The 15494-nt window shown below is 36.8% G+C and carries 14 protein-coding genes; 9 read left to right on the top strand and 5 right to left on the bottom strand.

Annotation, left to right across the window (positions count from 1 at the left end; genetic code table 11):
- Positions 1-20 precede the first annotated feature (20 nt).
- Both RHP76_RS13175 and RHP76_RS13170 read left to right on the top strand, forming a co-directional pair.
- Entirely contained in the window at positions 21-1529 is a 1509-nt protein-coding gene (locus RHP76_RS13175; RefSeq protein ID WP_062675684.1) for a RagB/SusD family nutrient uptake outer membrane protein, read from the top strand.
- 123 nt (positions 1530-1652) lie between these two features.
- Positions 1653-3479: an alkaline phosphatase gene (locus tag RHP76_RS13170; protein ID WP_311228375.1), complete on the top strand. Its 1827-nt coding sequence runs from the start codon at positions 1653-1655 to the stop codon at positions 3477-3479.
- 221 nt (positions 3480-3700) lie between these two features.
- Here RHP76_RS13170 and RHP76_RS13165 read toward each other — a convergent pair whose 3' ends face one another.
- The 5 genes from RHP76_RS13165 to RHP76_RS13145 all read right to left on the bottom strand — a co-directional run bounded on the left by RHP76_RS13165 (position 3701) and on the right by RHP76_RS13145 (position 8815).
- Complete coding sequence (locus RHP76_RS13165; protein ID WP_120232668.1) at positions 3701-4699, bottom strand: phosphatidylinositol-specific phospholipase C; 999 nt, start codon at positions 4697-4699, stop codon at positions 3701-3703.
- A gap of 331 nt (positions 4700-5030) precedes the next feature.
- On the bottom strand, positions 5031-5711 hold the full coding sequence (locus RHP76_RS13160; protein WP_311228374.1) for a PH domain-containing protein: 681 nt from the start codon (positions 5709-5711) through the stop codon (positions 5031-5033).
- Between the two features lie 78 nt (positions 5712-5789).
- On the bottom strand, positions 5790-7010 hold the full coding sequence (locus tag RHP76_RS13155; protein ID WP_311228373.1) for a 3-phosphoshikimate 1-carboxyvinyltransferase: 1221 nt from the start codon (positions 7008-7010) through the stop codon (positions 5790-5792).
- 69 nt (positions 7011-7079) lie between these two features.
- Positions 7080-7406, bottom strand: coding sequence for a nucleotide pyrophosphohydrolase (locus tag RHP76_RS13150; RefSeq protein WP_034692883.1), 327 nt, complete (start codon positions 7404-7406; stop codon positions 7080-7082).
- On the bottom strand, positions 7406-8815 hold the full coding sequence (locus tag RHP76_RS13145) for a hypothetical protein (protein ID WP_311228372.1): 1410 nt from the start codon (positions 8813-8815) through the stop codon (positions 7406-7408). The genes RHP76_RS13150 and RHP76_RS13145 overlap by 1 nt, the downstream gene beginning before the upstream one ends.
- 184 nt (positions 8816-8999) lie before the next feature.
- On the opposite strand from RHP76_RS13145, the gene RHP76_RS13140 reads away from it, so the two are divergent.
- The 7 genes from RHP76_RS13140 to guaB all read left to right on the top strand — a co-directional run bounded on the left by RHP76_RS13140 (position 9000) and on the right by guaB (position 15310).
- Positions 9000-9251 carry a type B 50S ribosomal protein L31 gene (locus tag RHP76_RS13140; protein ID WP_002976190.1) on the top strand — a complete coding sequence of 84 codons (252 nt, stop codon included), beginning with the start codon at positions 9000-9002 and terminating at the stop codon, positions 9249-9251.
- A 103-nt stretch (positions 9252-9354) separates the two neighbouring features.
- Positions 9355-10515 carry a GlmU family protein gene (locus RHP76_RS13135; RefSeq protein ID WP_120232672.1) on the top strand — a complete coding sequence of 387 codons (1161 nt, stop codon included), beginning with the start codon at positions 9355-9357 and terminating at the stop codon, positions 10513-10515.
- A 99-nt stretch (positions 10516-10614) separates the two neighbouring features.
- Positions 10615-11124 carry a GFO_1088 family ECF-type sigma factor gene (locus RHP76_RS13130; protein ID WP_288440879.1) on the top strand — a complete coding sequence of 170 codons (510 nt, stop codon included), beginning with the start codon at positions 10615-10617 and terminating at the stop codon, positions 11122-11124.
- Positions 11099-11788, top strand: coding sequence for a hypothetical protein (locus tag RHP76_RS13125; protein WP_311228371.1), 690 nt, complete (start codon positions 11099-11101; stop codon positions 11786-11788). The genes RHP76_RS13130 and RHP76_RS13125 overlap by 26 nt, the downstream gene beginning before the upstream one ends.
- 16 nt (positions 11789-11804) lie before the next feature.
- Positions 11805-13091 carry a DUF4252 domain-containing protein gene (locus tag RHP76_RS13120; protein ID WP_228432409.1) on the top strand — a complete coding sequence of 429 codons (1287 nt, stop codon included), beginning with the start codon at positions 11805-11807 and terminating at the stop codon, positions 13089-13091.
- Between the two features lie 12 nt (positions 13092-13103).
- Complete coding sequence (locus RHP76_RS13115) at positions 13104-13607, top strand: DUF4252 domain-containing protein (protein WP_120232675.1); 504 nt, start codon at positions 13104-13106, stop codon at positions 13605-13607.
- A 242-nt stretch (positions 13608-13849) separates the two neighbouring features.
- Positions 13850-15310, top strand: a complete 1461-nt coding sequence (guaB, locus tag RHP76_RS13110) for an IMP dehydrogenase (protein ID WP_120232676.1) — start codon at positions 13850-13852, stop codon at positions 15308-15310.
- The last annotated feature ends 184 nt before the right edge of the window (positions 15311-15494 follow it).

Here is a 15494-nt window from a genome sequence, read left to right as displayed (position 1 = left end):
AACCAGCAAAAAGTAAAAAAATGAAATTTTTCAATAAAATATTGTTAGTATCAGGAATATCAGTGATGCTTCTGTCATGCACGGGAGAACTGGATATTCAACCTGAAGGAACACCTACTGAAGCAAGCTTCTGGAAGACAGAAAACGATCTTATTACCGGGGCAAACGCTATGTACAAACCTTTATTCGATGGTGAATTTTACGGAAGAGGTTTGTTCTGGTTTATCAATGCCAGTGATGATATGGTAACCGGAAGAGCAAAAAGTGAGGCAGATAATGCTAAAAACTTCAGCAGCAATTATATCGCAGCAGGTGATCTTGAAACCCAATGGAACAAAAGATATAACGTAATTGGAGTGGCCAACCGTGTGATCCGTAATGTTGATAATATTCAGACTTCGCAGGCCACCAAGAATAAATATCTTGGAGAAGCACTCTTCATGAGCAGCAGAATGTATTTTGAGCTTGCCTATTCTTATGGAAATGAAAAAGCAGGTGTTCCTATCATCGACCGTTCGAAAGATCCGGATCCCAACCCGATTCCAAGAGCAGCCAACGTAATGGAAAATTACACGTACATTGTCAACGACCTGAAAAGAGCTGCTGAATTATTACCTACACAGGCAGAACTTCCAGCAAAGGATTACGGAAGACCTCATAAAGCCGCAGCTTGGGCATTGTTAGCAAAAGTATATCTGTTTATGAAAGACTGGAAGAATGCAGAATTCTGGGCTAATGAAGTAATGACCAAAGGAAACAGAGCTTTATTGGGAAATTTTGCTGATGTTTTCAAAGCTGAAAATAACTACAGTTCAGAATACATCTGGTCGGTTCCGGGAACTACAAAGTTTACTGCCTGGGGAAGTATTCTTCCGGGAGTAATGCTTGAAAACAAAGGATGGGGAGAATATAACGGATGGGGATATTTTCAGCCAACAAAAGAGTTGTTTGATGAATACGAAACGGGAGACCTTAGAAGAAGTGCGACCATTCTGAAAATTGGAGATAAATTTACCTTCAACGGAAAAGAAAGAATATACGCTTCTACGAATTCCCTTACCGGATACCAGTTTAATAAATATATGGATGCCTTCAAGTATGAGCTGAAAAATGGTCACGTGAGTGCCAACGGAGATTATCCTTGTACAGACCTTGCCGTTCCGATCATGCGTTACGCTGAGGTGATCCTGATCAAAGCAGAAGCTTTACTGATGCAGGGAAAATCTGCAGATCAGGAGATCAATATGATCCGAGTACGTGCAGGATTACCTGTGAAAAACGGATGTACATTGGCTGATCTTAAACATGAAAGACGTTGCGAACTGGCGGGTGAATGGGCAGACAGACACAGGGATCTTGTACGTTGGGGAGATGCGCAGGCAGCGTATGCGAAGCCTCTGCACGGTATCAATGGACAGGTAGTGTGGGCCGCAAGAAACTTTAATCCGGCTGTACATAATGTTTGGGCAGTTCCACAGGCTGAAATCGTAAACAGTCACGGGATCATTAAACAAAATGAGGGCTGGTAAAATTTTAATCTTTTTATATATAAGTCACTATATCATTACAGAACCTTCTGTGGTGATATAGTTTTTTCAAAGGTATGGAGATAGGTTGTTTCATTTGACCTATAAAATAATAACGATATACGAATGAAATTATCAAAAATATGGGCTGTATTAGCCCTTGCTGTTTTTTCTGAAAATCAGGCACAAAATTATTTGAATTATAATGTAGGGAATGCACATTCACATAATGATTACATGCAGGAGATCCCTTTCTGGCAGGCTTATTATGCTAACTTCGGTTCCATTGAGGCAGATGTTTTTCTGGTAAAAGGAAAACTTTGGGTAGCGCATACCGAAAAGGAACTTTCTGCAGACAGAACATTGGAAAACCTTTATCTCGATAATATTTCTAAACAGATTAAACTGAACAAAGGGAATATTTATCCTGATGCAGGTAAGAAACTTCAATTGCTGATTGATATAAAGCAGGATTATAAAACATCATTGGCTGCTTTAGTCAGTACATTAAAGAAATATCCGGAGATTACAGGAAATTCCGGAATTAAAATTGTCATTACCGGAGGAAGACCTCAGCCGGGAGATTTTAAAAATTATCCGAATTATCTTTATTTTGATGGAGATCTTGATAAAACCTATTCTGCAGATCAACTGAAAAGAGTAGGGATGTTCAGTGCAGATCTTCCGGGATTGGTAAAATGGAACGGGAAAGGAATTCCAAGGGATGAAGAAACGCAAAAAATCAAAACTGCAGTAGACAAAGCCCATGACCAGCAGAAGCCTATTCGTTTTTATGGAGCTCCGGATTTTCCTAATGCCTGGGTAAATCTGATGGATTTAGGCGTAGATTATATCAATACCGATCATATTCCGGATCTCAAAAAATTCATGAACACGATTCCGAAAAACTTTTATAAGAATACAAAGGAATATGCCACTTATACTCCAACGTATCAGTCAGATGGTGTGGAGAAAAAAGTAAAGAATGTCATCCTTCTTATTCCGGACGGAACTTCTTTACCGCAATATTATGCTGCCTTTACAGCGAACAAAGGAAAACTGAATGTTTTCAACATGAAATCCACAGGGCTTTCCAAGACCAATTCATCCAATGCCTACATTACAGATTCAGCACCGGGTTCTACAGCGTTCGCAACAGGAGTTAAAACCAAAAACACTTTTGTCGGAGTTGACAACATGGGAAAAGCACTGGCACAGATCCCTGATATCATTGCTGAAAAAGGAATGGTTTCAGGCCTGATTTCCACCGGAGATGTTACAGATGCAACGCCTGCTGATTTTTACGCCCATTCGGATAACAGGAACAGTTCGGAATCTATTTTAAAAGATTTTGCGGCTTCAAAAACAAAAATATTAATTGGAGGTCCTACAAGCGGATTGTCTCAGGATAATCTCCAGAAATTTAAGGAAGCAAAAATAGATTTGTATCAGGATTTGAAATCAGTAATGAAAATTAATAATCGTACATTGGTTATTGATCCTCTGGCTTCACAAAGAATCACCAATGGAAGAGGAAACTGGCTTTCTGATGCTTTTGATCTTACTTTAAATGATTTAAAAAATAATAAACAGGGATTCTTTATGATGATTGAAGCTTCCCAAACGGATGGCGGAGGTCATAGCAATAATATAGAACAGCTGGTTACAGAATTACTGGATTTCGACCATGTTGTAGGGAAAGCTATGAAATTTGCTGACGAAAATAAAGAAACCTTAGTGATTGTAGTGGGAGACCATGAAACCGGAGGTTTAACACTTTTGGATGGCAGTCTGAAAGAGGGTTGGGTATTCGGGAACTTCAGTACGAATGATCATACTTCCATTCCGTCAAGTGTTTTTGCGTACGGACCGAATTCAAAAGAATTCACAGGATTGTTCGAAAACACTGAGATCTTCAACAAAATACTGGCTGCTTACGGAATTAAGAAATAGCTTTTTTACACTTTTACTTTTACAAAGAGAGATTGTTTCATTGTTGGAACAGTCTTTTTTTATGAATTAATTTAGAATTCTCGCAGATTCTACAGATTAAGCAGATGGTTGAGTTAATCTGCGTTATCTGCAAAATCTGCGAGAGATAAAAGCAGAACAAAACGCAAAAAGGCTGCCTCAAAAAGAAAGACAGCCTTTGAATAAATCTAACAAATAATAATTTAGAAATTGGTGTTAACGATCAATTGGGAAAGTTCAGCATTCACAAAATCAATCGGCATTATTCCGAAAGATCCGTGAGTATTGGATTGGAAGAATGTTTTAAGCCTTGGATTGATATTGTTGGATACGGTAGGAATACTTGGGATACCAAAAATTCCTGGTTTATAACCGCTGGTAAAATTCACGAAAAGTTTACCATTCGTATCATTTTTAGCTTCATTAAGCAGGCTGGAAATTCCATTCCACTTATCGTCGTTATTAGTTACTTTGTAATAATCCTGCACTTTTAACTGTACCCCGGAATTGTTAATGTCAAAAGTTGTATTATCAGCCCATGGTGAAGCGTTGATTCCCTTAGTTGTTCCTGAAGAGAATCTTCTTAGTAATTTGATCTTTCCTCTTACAGCGCCCAATGTAGGAATGTTTGCTCCAAGATCCCATTTAGAAGGATTTTTCTGTACATAAGAATCAAAAGTCTGTTCAAAACTTCTGGTGGTATTGGAAGCATCATATTCTTCTTTTACAGACATGATGATTGTTTCTGAAGGATGGCTGTTAAGGAACGCATAGCACGCATTAAGTACATCATCAAAATTCAGATTTTGGTAAATCGCTCCGTGATGAATGGTGAAAGCATTGTCAATATGTCTGCAACGTATATCCAGAAAACGGACTCCGGCGTTCAGTTGTTCTGCGATGCTGAGGTCCTGAGTTTTAGCCGTACCTGATACAACAGGGGCATCTACACGTGCTCCGGAATCATGGGTTCCGGGAATCGAGATTTTTGAAATGGAAATATTATCCTGAAGACCAGACATCCAGCTGTTCATCTCGATAGGTGCTAAAGAAGCTCTACTGCTAACTTTTGCTAAAGAAGCTAAGCTGTTTTCATTAGAGTCTCTTTCCATAAGGCTGTCATTGGAACAGGAAAAAAAGACAGATGCAGTAACCACTCCAAGAGTGATAGCTGTCATACGTTTCATGCTTTGTTTGAACATAGTTTTTTTATTTTTAAAGTAGCTTAAAAATAAGAATATATCAAAGCACTAGGAGTTAATTTAACTTTAAGAGATAATTAAGTTGGTATAAAGTAAGGGAGCTGGAAGAAAGAAGAAAAACGACGATTTTTATTAACGCAAAGCTTATTTTGATTCCGGATATAGAGAGGAAGCAAAGATGAAATCAATAAATTGACTCTTTCTAAGCGGATGCATAACAATTAAGCTTCATCAGCGACATTGTCGCCTTCTTTGCTTTCTTTAAATAGAACTATAGAATTGTTTTCTTTGCGTTTTCAAAAGATATAGCTTTTCCAGATAGAAGTCTCTCTTAAAACGCAAAATCCTCCTTCAACCCGGGAATTTTGAACTTGTGGTCTCCGATAAAGAAATCATTCATTTTAATAAGAGCCGGGAATTTATGAGTAAATTCTTTATGTAAGTTTTCGGGTAGTTTGGTATGATCATCACAGGAGGAATATTCTCTGTCAACAATTACTTGGCCTGTAGAAAAATTAATTTCATTGGTGAAACTGAAATCACAGGTATCTTCAAAATGATCGTATAAACCTATCAGATAAAAATCTCCGTTCTGAAATCTGAAGGTATGTTTATATTGCTGTGTATGCCTTGAATTGGTAAAAAAGAGTTGTTCAATAACAAGACAGTTATTTTTTATATTGATTGTAAGAGTATTATCGGAAGGATAAAATCCGAATCCGCTTGAAAAAATGATATCAGAATTTTCTTTCCATACTTTCAGAATACTGTTTTCCTTTTTCAGAATATAGAAAACCCTTTTATAGTCACTTATACCTTCCGGGTTCTGCTTGTATGATGCTTTTATATTCGTATTAAATACCAGGATAGTTTCATCTTTTCCATCTTTGTCAAGATCGCCTTTGGCTTCTGCAATCTGAGTATAGCCTTTCGGAACCGAAAAATTTTTCAGCTTCTGAGCAGATAAGCTCGTCACAGATAAGAATATCAAAAAGTGAATGACAGATTTCATGATTATCAGTATTATTAAAAATGTGGTAATCCGAAATAAAAATCATTTTTCAAATTACCACATTTTTATATTGTTAAATTAATGAGTCAGTATACTTTCAAGATCTTTCCAGAACATTGGATAAGACTTTTCTACTACATCTTCATCTTCAATATTGAGCTCGCCGATCAGACAAAATGGTGCAAAACTCATGGCCATTCTGTGATCCTGATAGGTCTTAATAGAAATATGGCTTTGTGGCTCCCCAAAACTGATTGATTTAATCGTCAAATCTGTGATCTCTGTTTCGGTACCCAGCTTTTTAAGCTCATTATATAAAGCCAGAAGCCTGTCGGTTTCCTTTACTCTTAAGGTCCCCAGTCCGGAAATCTCAAAAGGAATTTTTAAAGCGGCGGCTGTTACACAGAGAGTTTGTGCAATGTCCGGACAGTCGTTCATATCCAGCATAATTTTTTCCGGGAAAGAAAAATCAGGCTGAGGTTCAAGCGTTAGTTGATGTTCATCTTCAGAGAATATAGTTTTGATTCCGAAGAACTTTTCGTAGATGTTGGCAATTGCAGAATCTCCCTGTGTGGATTCTTTGTAAAAACTTTTTAGATGAATCTTTTCTCTTCCTAATGCACAGATAGAGTAGAAGTAGGAAGCCGAGCTCCAGTCGCTTTCCACTTCATAATGTACAACTGCGGAATTGTCAGGAGTGAAAGGTTCTACTTTGATGGTATTTCCTTCAAAACTGCTTTGAATACCAAATCTGGTCAGGATATCAAGCGTCATTTCAATATAAGATCTTGAAGTAACGTCACCCACAAGATTAATCACTAATCCATTCTCAAGTTTTCCTGCTATAAGTAGCAGTGAAGTGATAAACTGGCTTGAGATATTCGCAGGAACATTTACCGAAGTCTGTGTGATTTTTCTTCCTGTAATTTTTAAAGGGGGAAAACCTTCATTCTCCATATATTCAATTTCCACTCCAAGATCTCTCAAAGCACTTACCAGATTTTTGATAGGTCTTTCCTTCATTCTTCCGGAACCTGTAAGAACAGTTGTCTTTCCTTCCTGAATAGAATAATAAGAAGTGAGAAAACGCATTGCTGTTCCCGCATGATGAATATCTACCACTTCGGTATTCCCAGATAAAGCTTTTTTCAGCAGCTGAGTATCCTGAGAATTGGATAAATTCCCGATTTTTATATTGTTAAACAGACTTTCCAGAATCAATAAACGATTCGAAATACTTTTCGAACCGCTGATCTGTACTGTTTTATCACCTGATAATTTTGATTTTTCTAGCTTCATTATGATCTACATTTCTAAAAAAATAATGAGTTACAAATTGATGTATTATTTATAACTCATCATTTATCATTATTTCAATTTTTCGTTGTTCTGATGCCGGTCTTTATCACGGTCAGTTTTTATTTTCATTTTTCTGTCGAAAGCATCCTGCAGGTTGACTCCGGTTTGGTTGGCCAGACATAGCGTAACAAAAAGCACATCTGCCAGTTCTTCACCAAGATCTTTATTCTTATCACTTTCCTTTTCGCTTTGTTCACCATATCTTCTGGCAATAATTCTTGCTACTTCGCCTACTTCTTCTGTCAGCATTGCCATATTGGTAAGCTCATTAAAGTATCTTACCCCAATGGTTTTGATCCATTCATCTACCTGCTGTTGTAACTGCGTAATTTCCATTATTGATAAGCTCCTAAAGTTGGGTTAGTGGTTCTGGAAACATTCACAATATCAAAAGGTACCGTTGCTGCAACAGCCGCATTTCCTTTTCCAAGAGCCGGAGAACCAGGTTTTACCCTTAAATTCATTTTAGCCATAAAATAATTGACAAACTGAGGTTCTGCATTCTTCACCGTTTGTATCACATTCGGATTGTTGTCAAAAGTGAAACCTGCTCCGGTGGCACTTGTATATTTGATTAATGAATTTTGAAGCAAGAATTCAAACTGCTGTCCCGGAGTTTGCTCAAAATGAACAGCATCATCCCTGTCAGAATAGACAATACTGTTTTTGATGTCAAGCTGCTGTAAGGCTCCTTGTTGCGACTGCCCGGCGTCATTTTTCCATTCATTGGCTGCAAAAATTCCTGCTCTGTCAAAAGAACTCATTGTTTTAGAATAATTCGCAATGGTAGCATGAGTATAGCTGTGTTTTCCACCCAGGAAAATCCCTACACAGGATAAACCGCAGTTGTTCATCACAAGATTGTTCGCATTCACGGTAGAACCTACGGCATAAATTCCGTACTCAAAGAAAGTATGGATGAAGGAATTGGTGATGGTAGCATTGGTTTGCTTCATGTCCAGTCCTCTCGTACCTCCGAAAAGTCTTGCATGGTTCATCTTAAGGGTAGAATTGGCCTCCATTTTAATAGAATTCCAGTTTTTAGGAATCGTATCATAATAAGGATCATTCCTGTCTCCGCGAAGAATAACCTGATCTGCCTGAGTACCGTTAATATTTAAGACCGCTCCGGAAGAAACTTTCATTCCGCTGTTTTTGTGGAAGTATACTTTCGTTCCGGGATTGATATCCAATGTTATATTAGGATTAATGGTAAGATTTCCGTAGATGATCTTTGCTTTATTGTTATTCCATGAAGTGGAACTGGTAATTACATTCGGGTTTCCGGGAGTCTGAATGAAAAATTCAGCATCCTGAACGACAGAAAATAAAGTTACATGCTGTTGTCCGCCAGGACTTGTAAAAAGAACTTTGTCTTCTGCAATGGCTTCCGGTCCTGTAGCTTCCGGAGCAATTTCAACAAAAATATAAAGGCTGTCTTTCTTTCTTAAAGGAACATTTTTAAAATCATATCCCGGTTTTCCATCTACATTGATTCTATATAATGAAGCCGCTCCTTTTTCAAGGTTTACTCTTGGGATCATGATATCCTTATCTTCATTATTATATACTTTTACAACATAAGTTTCTGAACGTACCTGATGATATACCGTATCACAAAATACCGTATCTCTGGAGAAGCGGAGTTCCTGTGAAGGACTGTCAAACGTTATGTCATCTTTATTACATGATACTGCTACAAGTAACATCCAGAAGGAAAAAGCCAGTAATAATTTGAATTTCATTGAAATTAAAGTTTAAGTAAGTTCCAAATTTAACGAAAATACTTTGAATTTCTTATCTATAAAAAAATATTGAATTCAGTATTTGGAATTTTAAAAAAATGTTGTATTTTTGCAACCTAAAATTTAGCAGAGAAATATCCATTACTATTTCGAAAGCAAACTTAATTTTTTTAAAAATAGTATTATGAAAAACGGAATCCACCCAGAAAATTATAGACTTGTTGTTTTCAAAGATATGAGTAACGACGAGGTGTTTCTTTGCAAGTCTACTGCAGAAACAAAAGACACTATTGAGTACGAAGGACAAGAGTATCCTCTAATCAAAATGGAAATCTCTTCAACTTCTCACCCTTTCTACACTGGTAAAGTGAAACTAGTTGACACTGCAGGTAGAGTTGATAAGTTCATGAACAAGTATAAAAAATTCGCTAAGTAATTTTTATACATTAAAAATATTAAAGTCTTCCAATTTTTGGGAGACTTTTTTTATTGTAAATTTGTTGACCTTTAACATAAACCTTAAACTTAAAAACTGAATGATGCAGTTGGTATTTTCAGACGCACAATATTGGGAAGACTTTCTTCCGCTTACTTTTACCCGCCCGGTTGCTGCTATGCGATGCGGAATCCTTACATTTTCTGAAAGATGGCAGAAAATACTTGAAAACACTGAGGTAACTTATTTCACAGAAATATACCTTCAGGATAAATTTAAAAGCCCGGAGGAAAAAGAAAGTCTATTTTTAGTTCCCAATTTCCTTCCTACAGAAACCGTAATTCAACAGATTAAAGATCTTAAGCAAGGGGAGGCACTGGTGTATGAAGACGAATTAATCGCCGCTAAAATCAATATGAAAGGGTTTTCTCTGAACCAGATTGAAAAAATGACGGATATTAAGGAAGAACTTGTTTTTTTCAAAAGACCGAAAGATCTTTTTACCTATAACCATCACGCGATTGATTTTGATTTTGAACTGCTTACTAAAGGAAGAACTTCACAGGAATTGTCTTCAACCAATGGTTTTTTAGGCGATAAAAAAGATCTGTTTATTGAAGAAGGAGCTTATGTTGAATTCTCTACCATCAATACAAAAACAGGGAAGATTTACATCGGGAAAAATACTGAGATCATGGAAGGCTGCCATCTTCGCGGGCCAATTGCGCTTTGTGATGATTCCAAATTCAACCTTGGCGCTAAAATTTACGGAGCTACCACCATCGGCCCTCACTGTAAAGTAGGTGGTGAAGTGAATAACATTATTATCTTCGGATACTCAAGTAAAGGGCATGAGGGTTTTGTAGGAAACTCTGTGATTGGGGAGTGGTGTAATTTCGGAGCGGATACGAATTCTTCCAACATGAAAAATAATTATGGTAGCGTAAAATTCTGGAATTACAGAACAAAATCATTCGAAGATACAGGATTACAGTTTGCAGGTCTGATTATGGGAGATCATTCCAAAACAGCCATCAATACCCAATTGAATACAGGAACGGTAATCGGCGTTGCTTCCAATATCTTCAAACCAGGTTTTCCCCCTAACCTTGTGGAAAACTTTTCATGGGGCGGCTCGAAAGATGATGAAAGATTCAAACTTGATAAAGTATATGAAGTCGCAGAAAGAGCCATGGCGAGAAGAAAAGTGGCTTTAACAGAAGAAGATAAAGCGATTCTGAAACATATTTTTGATACGTATTAATTCAATAAAAATAAAAAACTTCAAATTATTTGAAGTTTTTTTATTTTTGATGTAATAGATAAGTAACTGCAATTGTCTTACCTATAAGAAACAAAACTCATGACCCAAGAAACTTTCAAGAATACGGTGTTTATTCTCAAAGACGAGATGTATCGTTTTGCGAAGCGGTTTGTCATGAGCAGTGATGAAGCAGAAGATGTAGTACAGGATCTCATGATGAAGTTTTGGCAGAAGAGGGATGAGCTTGAGCAATTCGGGAACTTTAAATCCTATGCGCTGAAGTCTGTCCGGAACGAATGCCTGAACAGATTGAAGCATCACGACGTAAAGATCGGCTTTGCGGATATGCAGCTTCACCGCTCGGAGCTTTACAGTATGGAAGTTGATAACCTTAAGGAACATATTGTAGGATTTATCAATCAGCTCCCTGAGAAACAGAAGATGGTCATCCACTTGAAAGATGTAGAAGAGTATGATGTTTCCGAAATTTCTGAAATGCTGGAAATGGAGGAAAATGCAGTAAGGGTAAACCTGATGCGTGCGAGACAAAAAGTAAAAGAACAAATCTCACAACTGATGAGCTATGAAAGAAGATCAATTACAAGATAAATACAACGAAGTCTTCCGGGAAATTAAGGAAGAAAAAATGGACTGGAGTTTTGAAGATTTTCTTCAGACTGCAGAAGTTGCGGAGCCTGAACAGTATATGGCACCTATCATCCCATTAGGCGAAAAAAAGAAACCTTCATTTCCTAAATGGTTCTGGATGGCCGCCAGTGTAATGCTGGTTTTGGGTATCGGCTTATTTATCAATTATAATAATTCCGGTACGGCAGATGCCCTGGACAGAGAAAAACTGGTAAAAGACGAGATCTTAAAACAGAAATCAGGGTTCATTGAAGAAAACAGTGATCATCAGGAACAGGTTGCAGTGAATCATACAGACTCTATTTCCGGTGTGAAAAAAGATTCTGTTTTTCAGGACAACCAGGTGGCAGAAAAAGATGTAATGGATGAAATTCTGCCAGAAAGAGGAAGGCTTAAAAAAGAAAGAAAACCTAGATATGTTGATAATTCTTCCTTCCCAGGTAAAAATTTAAATGATTCTGCAACAGCTTACAATGACTCTTATGTTATTGTAAACGGAAAAAGAATTAGTAGTGAAAAAGAAGCCCTGGATGTTACAAGATACTCCTTTATGAAATTAGGAAACGAGTTTAAAAAAACAGTAGCATCTTCCCAAAAAAATGAAAATCTTGACAGCGAATACTAAAAATCAGATCAATCTCATGAAAAAAATATTTTTTATAATAGCCATAATGCTAAGCAGTTTTGCAACATCTTCTGCACAGACTGACAAACTGAACAAGCTTTTTCAGGATTTTGAAAAAAATGGAGGAGTAACATCTATCAATATCAAGAAGCCAATGTTCAAACTACTGAATACCATTGATGTTAATGATGCTTATGTAGGAAAGATAAAACCAATTTTGAACGAAGTAGAGGGATTGAAAATTCTGATCATTCCCAAAATAACATTCCCGGATCGTTTAAAAGATGAAAATCTCGCGAATATAAGAATGAACGAAGAAAAGACGGATCGGGTAAATAAAGCTCTACGATCTCTTAATTTCAATGAACTGATGTCCATGAGCAGTGATGGCACTTCCATGAAGTTCCTGGCCGAAGAAGAAAAAGATAATTATCTGGAAAATCTTGTGTTCAATGTAGATTCCAAAGAAGAGAATATTATTTTTATTCTTAATGGAAAAATGAAACTGTCAGATGTGAACAAAATCATTAATTCCGGCGAAACCATTACTTCTTCTGTGACAAGTACCATGAAAAGCAGCCTTACTTCAGAGAATACATCTTCTTACCTGAATGGAGATAGCAGAAATGTAGGTGAGTTTTCAAAAATAGATGCCAGCGTGGGAGTAAATGTTACCTTCAAGCAGGAAAATAACAGAAGTGTAAAAGTGATTGCCGATGCAGATAAACTTCAATATGTCATCACTAAAGTGGAAAACGGAGTGCTGAAAATATACGTGGATAATAAAGGCGTTCGAAATCTTAGATTTAAAAATCTTAATGTGAACGTTTCGGCTCCTAATCTTCACGGTATAAAAACTTCATCGGGAAGTATTTTTACAGCTGTAGATACTGTTAATGAGAATAGCATGGAGATCGATGCAGAATCAGGTTCTATTATTAAAGGAGCTTTCAATGTAAAACAAGCTGCCGCTGTTACAGTGAGCTCTGGTGCCGTTGTGAATGCTGAACTTATCACAGAGAAGCTGGCTTTGGATACCTCAAGCGGAGCAAGTGTAAACTTATCCGGAGAAGCTGTTTCTGCAGTAATAGAAACGAGTAGCGGTGCTTCGTGTAAAGCCGATGACCTTAAGATTACCACAGCAGTTGCAGAATCTACTTCAGGAGCAAGTCTTTCCTTACTTGTTACAGATAAGTTAAAAGTAAGTGTTTCTTCAGGAGCTGATGTAAAACTGAAAGGAAATCCTGAGCTAGATGCCAAAGTGGACAAAATTTCGGGAGGAAGCCTCAGACAAATCAAATAAAAAAACTAACCTATGAAGACTCTTAAAAACATTTTTCTCGTGATTCTGACAATCGGGCTGATGCAGTCATGTATTGTCTCAGAAAAGCCGAATATAGATTTTTTTCAGAATTCAAAATATGATTTCAAGGGCGCACAGTTTGCAAGTATTAATGTGCCCATGGTTTTAGCTAAATCTTATATTAAGAAAGCCCTGAGCGAAGAAGGAGAAAGTGAAGAGACCATAGATATGGTTAAGAAAGCCTCTAAAATAAAAGTCCTTACTGTAACCAATGGGAGTAAGGAAATGCTAAATGACTATGCTCAGTTTTTGAATAACAATCATTATGAAGAGTGGGCTAGCATAAAACATGATGGAGAAGATATCAACATTAGAGTAAAACAGGAAGGAGAGATCATTAAAAATATGCTGATCATTGTAGGTTCCAGCAAGAATGAAATGGTTTTTGTAGATGTAAAAGGAAGTTTTACGGCTAATGATATTTCAAAAATGATTAATTCTGTTTCTGATAAATAATCATATCACCTCAAGAATTCAACCTGGATGAAAATGAAAACCTCATGAAACAGACCTTCAATGTTCATATTTAACATATAAATAAAGTAGTTTCAAACTTATTCAATTATTTTGTACCGTAACCGTTCTGATAAAAGGACGGTTTTTTTGATTTAAGTTATTGATTATTAATTTTTATTTAAACTATCAAAAAGGATTTTCATATCTCACTAAAATAACCTAATTTTGCAAAGAAAGTAAAGATGTCTATTCATAACAAAATTGTAGAGACAGCCATCACTTTCGATGACGTTCTTCTAGTCCCTTCTTATTCAGAAGTTTTACCTAACCAGGTTTCATTAAAATCAAGACTTACCGACAAAATCACGCTGAATGTTCCGATAGTTTCCGCTGCGATGGACACTGTTACTGAAGCTGATCTGGCCATTGCTTTAGCAAGAGTCGGAGGGTTAGGATTTATCCACAAAAACATGACAATCGCTGAGCAGGCAGCTCAGGTAAACCGTGTAAAACGTTCCGAAAACGGAATGATCTCTGATCCGGTTACTTTATCTAAAGATCATACTTTAGGTGAAGCTAAAGATCTTATGTCAAGATATAAGATTTCCGGTCTTCCGGTTGTAGATCCCGATAATGTCCTGATCGGAATTATTACCAACAGAGATGTAAAATATCAGGAAAATCTTGATATGAAAGTAGAAGAGATCATGACCAAAGAAAATCTGATCACTTCAGACAAAAATACCAATCTTGAAAAGGCAAAAGAAATCCTTCTTAAGAACAGAGTTGAAAAACTTCCTATCGTAGATAAAGATAACAAACTTGTAGGTTTAATTACTATCAAGGATATCGATAATCAGTTGGAGTACCCTAATGCCAATAAAGATGAAAATGGTCGTCTTATCGTAGGAGCAGGAGTAGGAGTAGGAGAAGATACATTAACGAGAATTGAGGCTTTAGTACAGGCAGGAGTTGATATTGTAGCAATTGATTCTGCACATGGTCATTCAAAAGGAGTTTTAGATAAAATTTCAGAGATCAGAAAAGCATATCCTAACCTTGATATTGTAGGAGGGAATATTGTGACAGCAGATGCCGCAAAAGATCTTATTGCAGCAGGAGCAAACGTATTGAAAGTAGGAGTAGGCCCAGGATCTATCTGTACAACCAGAGTAGTGGCCGGAGTTGGGGTTCCTCAGTTATCTGCTATCTATAACGTTTATGAATATGCTAAATCTCAAAATGTAGCAGTAATTGGCGACGGAGGTATCAAGCTTTCCGGAGATATTGTAAAAGCTATCGCTAGCGGTGCAGGTGCTGTGATGTTAGGTTCACTTTTAGCAGGTACAGATGAGGCTCCGGGAGAAGAAATTATCTTCCAGGGAAGAAAATTCAAATCTTACCAGGGAATGGGAAGTCTTTCAGCAATGAAGAGAGGAGGTAAAGAAAGATATTTCCAAAGTGAAGCTAAAAAATTCGTTCCGGAAGGAATTGAAGGAAGAGTTCCGCATAAAGGAAAATTGGAGGATGTTATTTTCCAGTTGACAGGAGGTTTAAGAGCCGGAATGGGATACTGTGGTGCAAAAGATATTGAGACCCTTCAAAGGGACTCAAAACTGGTTATGATTACCGGAAGCGGACTGAAAGAATCTCACCCGCATGATGTCATTATCACACAGGAAGCTCCGAATTATTCTTTATAAAATTATAATTGAATTTAAATATGAAAAACCGCACAATTTGTGCGGTTTTTTTATTTTATGATTCTGTTTTAATGATTTGGTTGATAGGGTGTTGATTTTAAAATTTCTATTTTTTAAATTATCAATTTGTTTTTATTTTTCTGTGTTTTTTAATTATAATATAGATAAAATTAGCTCTGTTGGG

It is taken from the genome of Chryseobacterium sp. SG20098, assembly GCF_031844745.1.
In the GTDB taxonomy this organism is placed as follows: Bacteria; Bacteroidota; Bacteroidia; order Flavobacteriales; family Weeksellaceae; genus Chryseobacterium; species Chryseobacterium cucumeris.
Note: the sequence above shows the minus strand (reverse complement) of the source record. Positions and strands in the feature narration are given on the sequence as shown.

Excerpts from the sequence above, each read along its gene's own strand:
- RHP76_RS13175 (WP_062675684.1), top strand. The coding sequence starts at position 21 with ATGAAATTTTTCAATAAAATATTGTTAGTATCAGGAATATCAGTGATG.
- RHP76_RS13170 (WP_311228375.1), top strand. The coding sequence starts at position 1,653 with ATGAAATTATCAAAAATATGGGCTGTATTAGCCCTTGCTGTTTTTTCT.
- RHP76_RS13165 (WP_120232668.1), bottom strand. The coding sequence starts at position 4,699 with ATGTTCAAACAAAGCATGAAACGTATGACAGCTATCACTCTTGGAGTG.
- RHP76_RS13160 (WP_311228374.1), bottom strand. The coding sequence starts at position 5,711 with ATGAAATCTGTCATTCACTTTTTGATATTCTTATCTGTGACGAGCTTA.
- RHP76_RS13155 (WP_311228373.1), bottom strand. The coding sequence starts at position 7,010 with ATGAAGCTAGAAAAATCAAAATTATCAGGTGATAAAACAGTACAGATC.
- RHP76_RS13150 (WP_034692883.1), bottom strand. The coding sequence starts at position 7,406 with ATGGAAATTACGCAGTTACAACAGCAGGTAGATGAATGGATCAAAACC.
- RHP76_RS13145 (WP_311228372.1), bottom strand. The coding sequence starts at position 8,815 with ATGAAATTCAAATTATTACTGGCTTTTTCCTTCTGGATGTTACTTGTA.
- RHP76_RS13140 (WP_002976190.1), top strand. The coding sequence starts at position 9,000 with ATGAAAAACGGAATCCACCCAGAAAATTATAGACTTGTTGTTTTCAAA.
- RHP76_RS13135 (WP_120232672.1), top strand. The coding sequence starts at position 9,355 with ATGCAGTTGGTATTTTCAGACGCACAATATTGGGAAGACTTTCTTCCG.
- RHP76_RS13130 (WP_288440879.1), top strand. The coding sequence starts at position 10,615 with ATGACCCAAGAAACTTTCAAGAATACGGTGTTTATTCTCAAAGACGAG.
- RHP76_RS13125 (WP_311228371.1), top strand. The coding sequence starts at position 11,099 with ATGAAAGAAGATCAATTACAAGATAAATACAACGAAGTCTTCCGGGAA.
- RHP76_RS13120 (WP_228432409.1), top strand. The coding sequence starts at position 11,805 with ATGAAAAAAATATTTTTTATAATAGCCATAATGCTAAGCAGTTTTGCA.
- RHP76_RS13115 (WP_120232675.1), top strand. The coding sequence starts at position 13,104 with ATGAAGACTCTTAAAAACATTTTTCTCGTGATTCTGACAATCGGGCTG.
- guaB (WP_120232676.1), top strand. The coding sequence starts at position 13,850 with ATGTCTATTCATAACAAAATTGTAGAGACAGCCATCACTTTCGATGAC.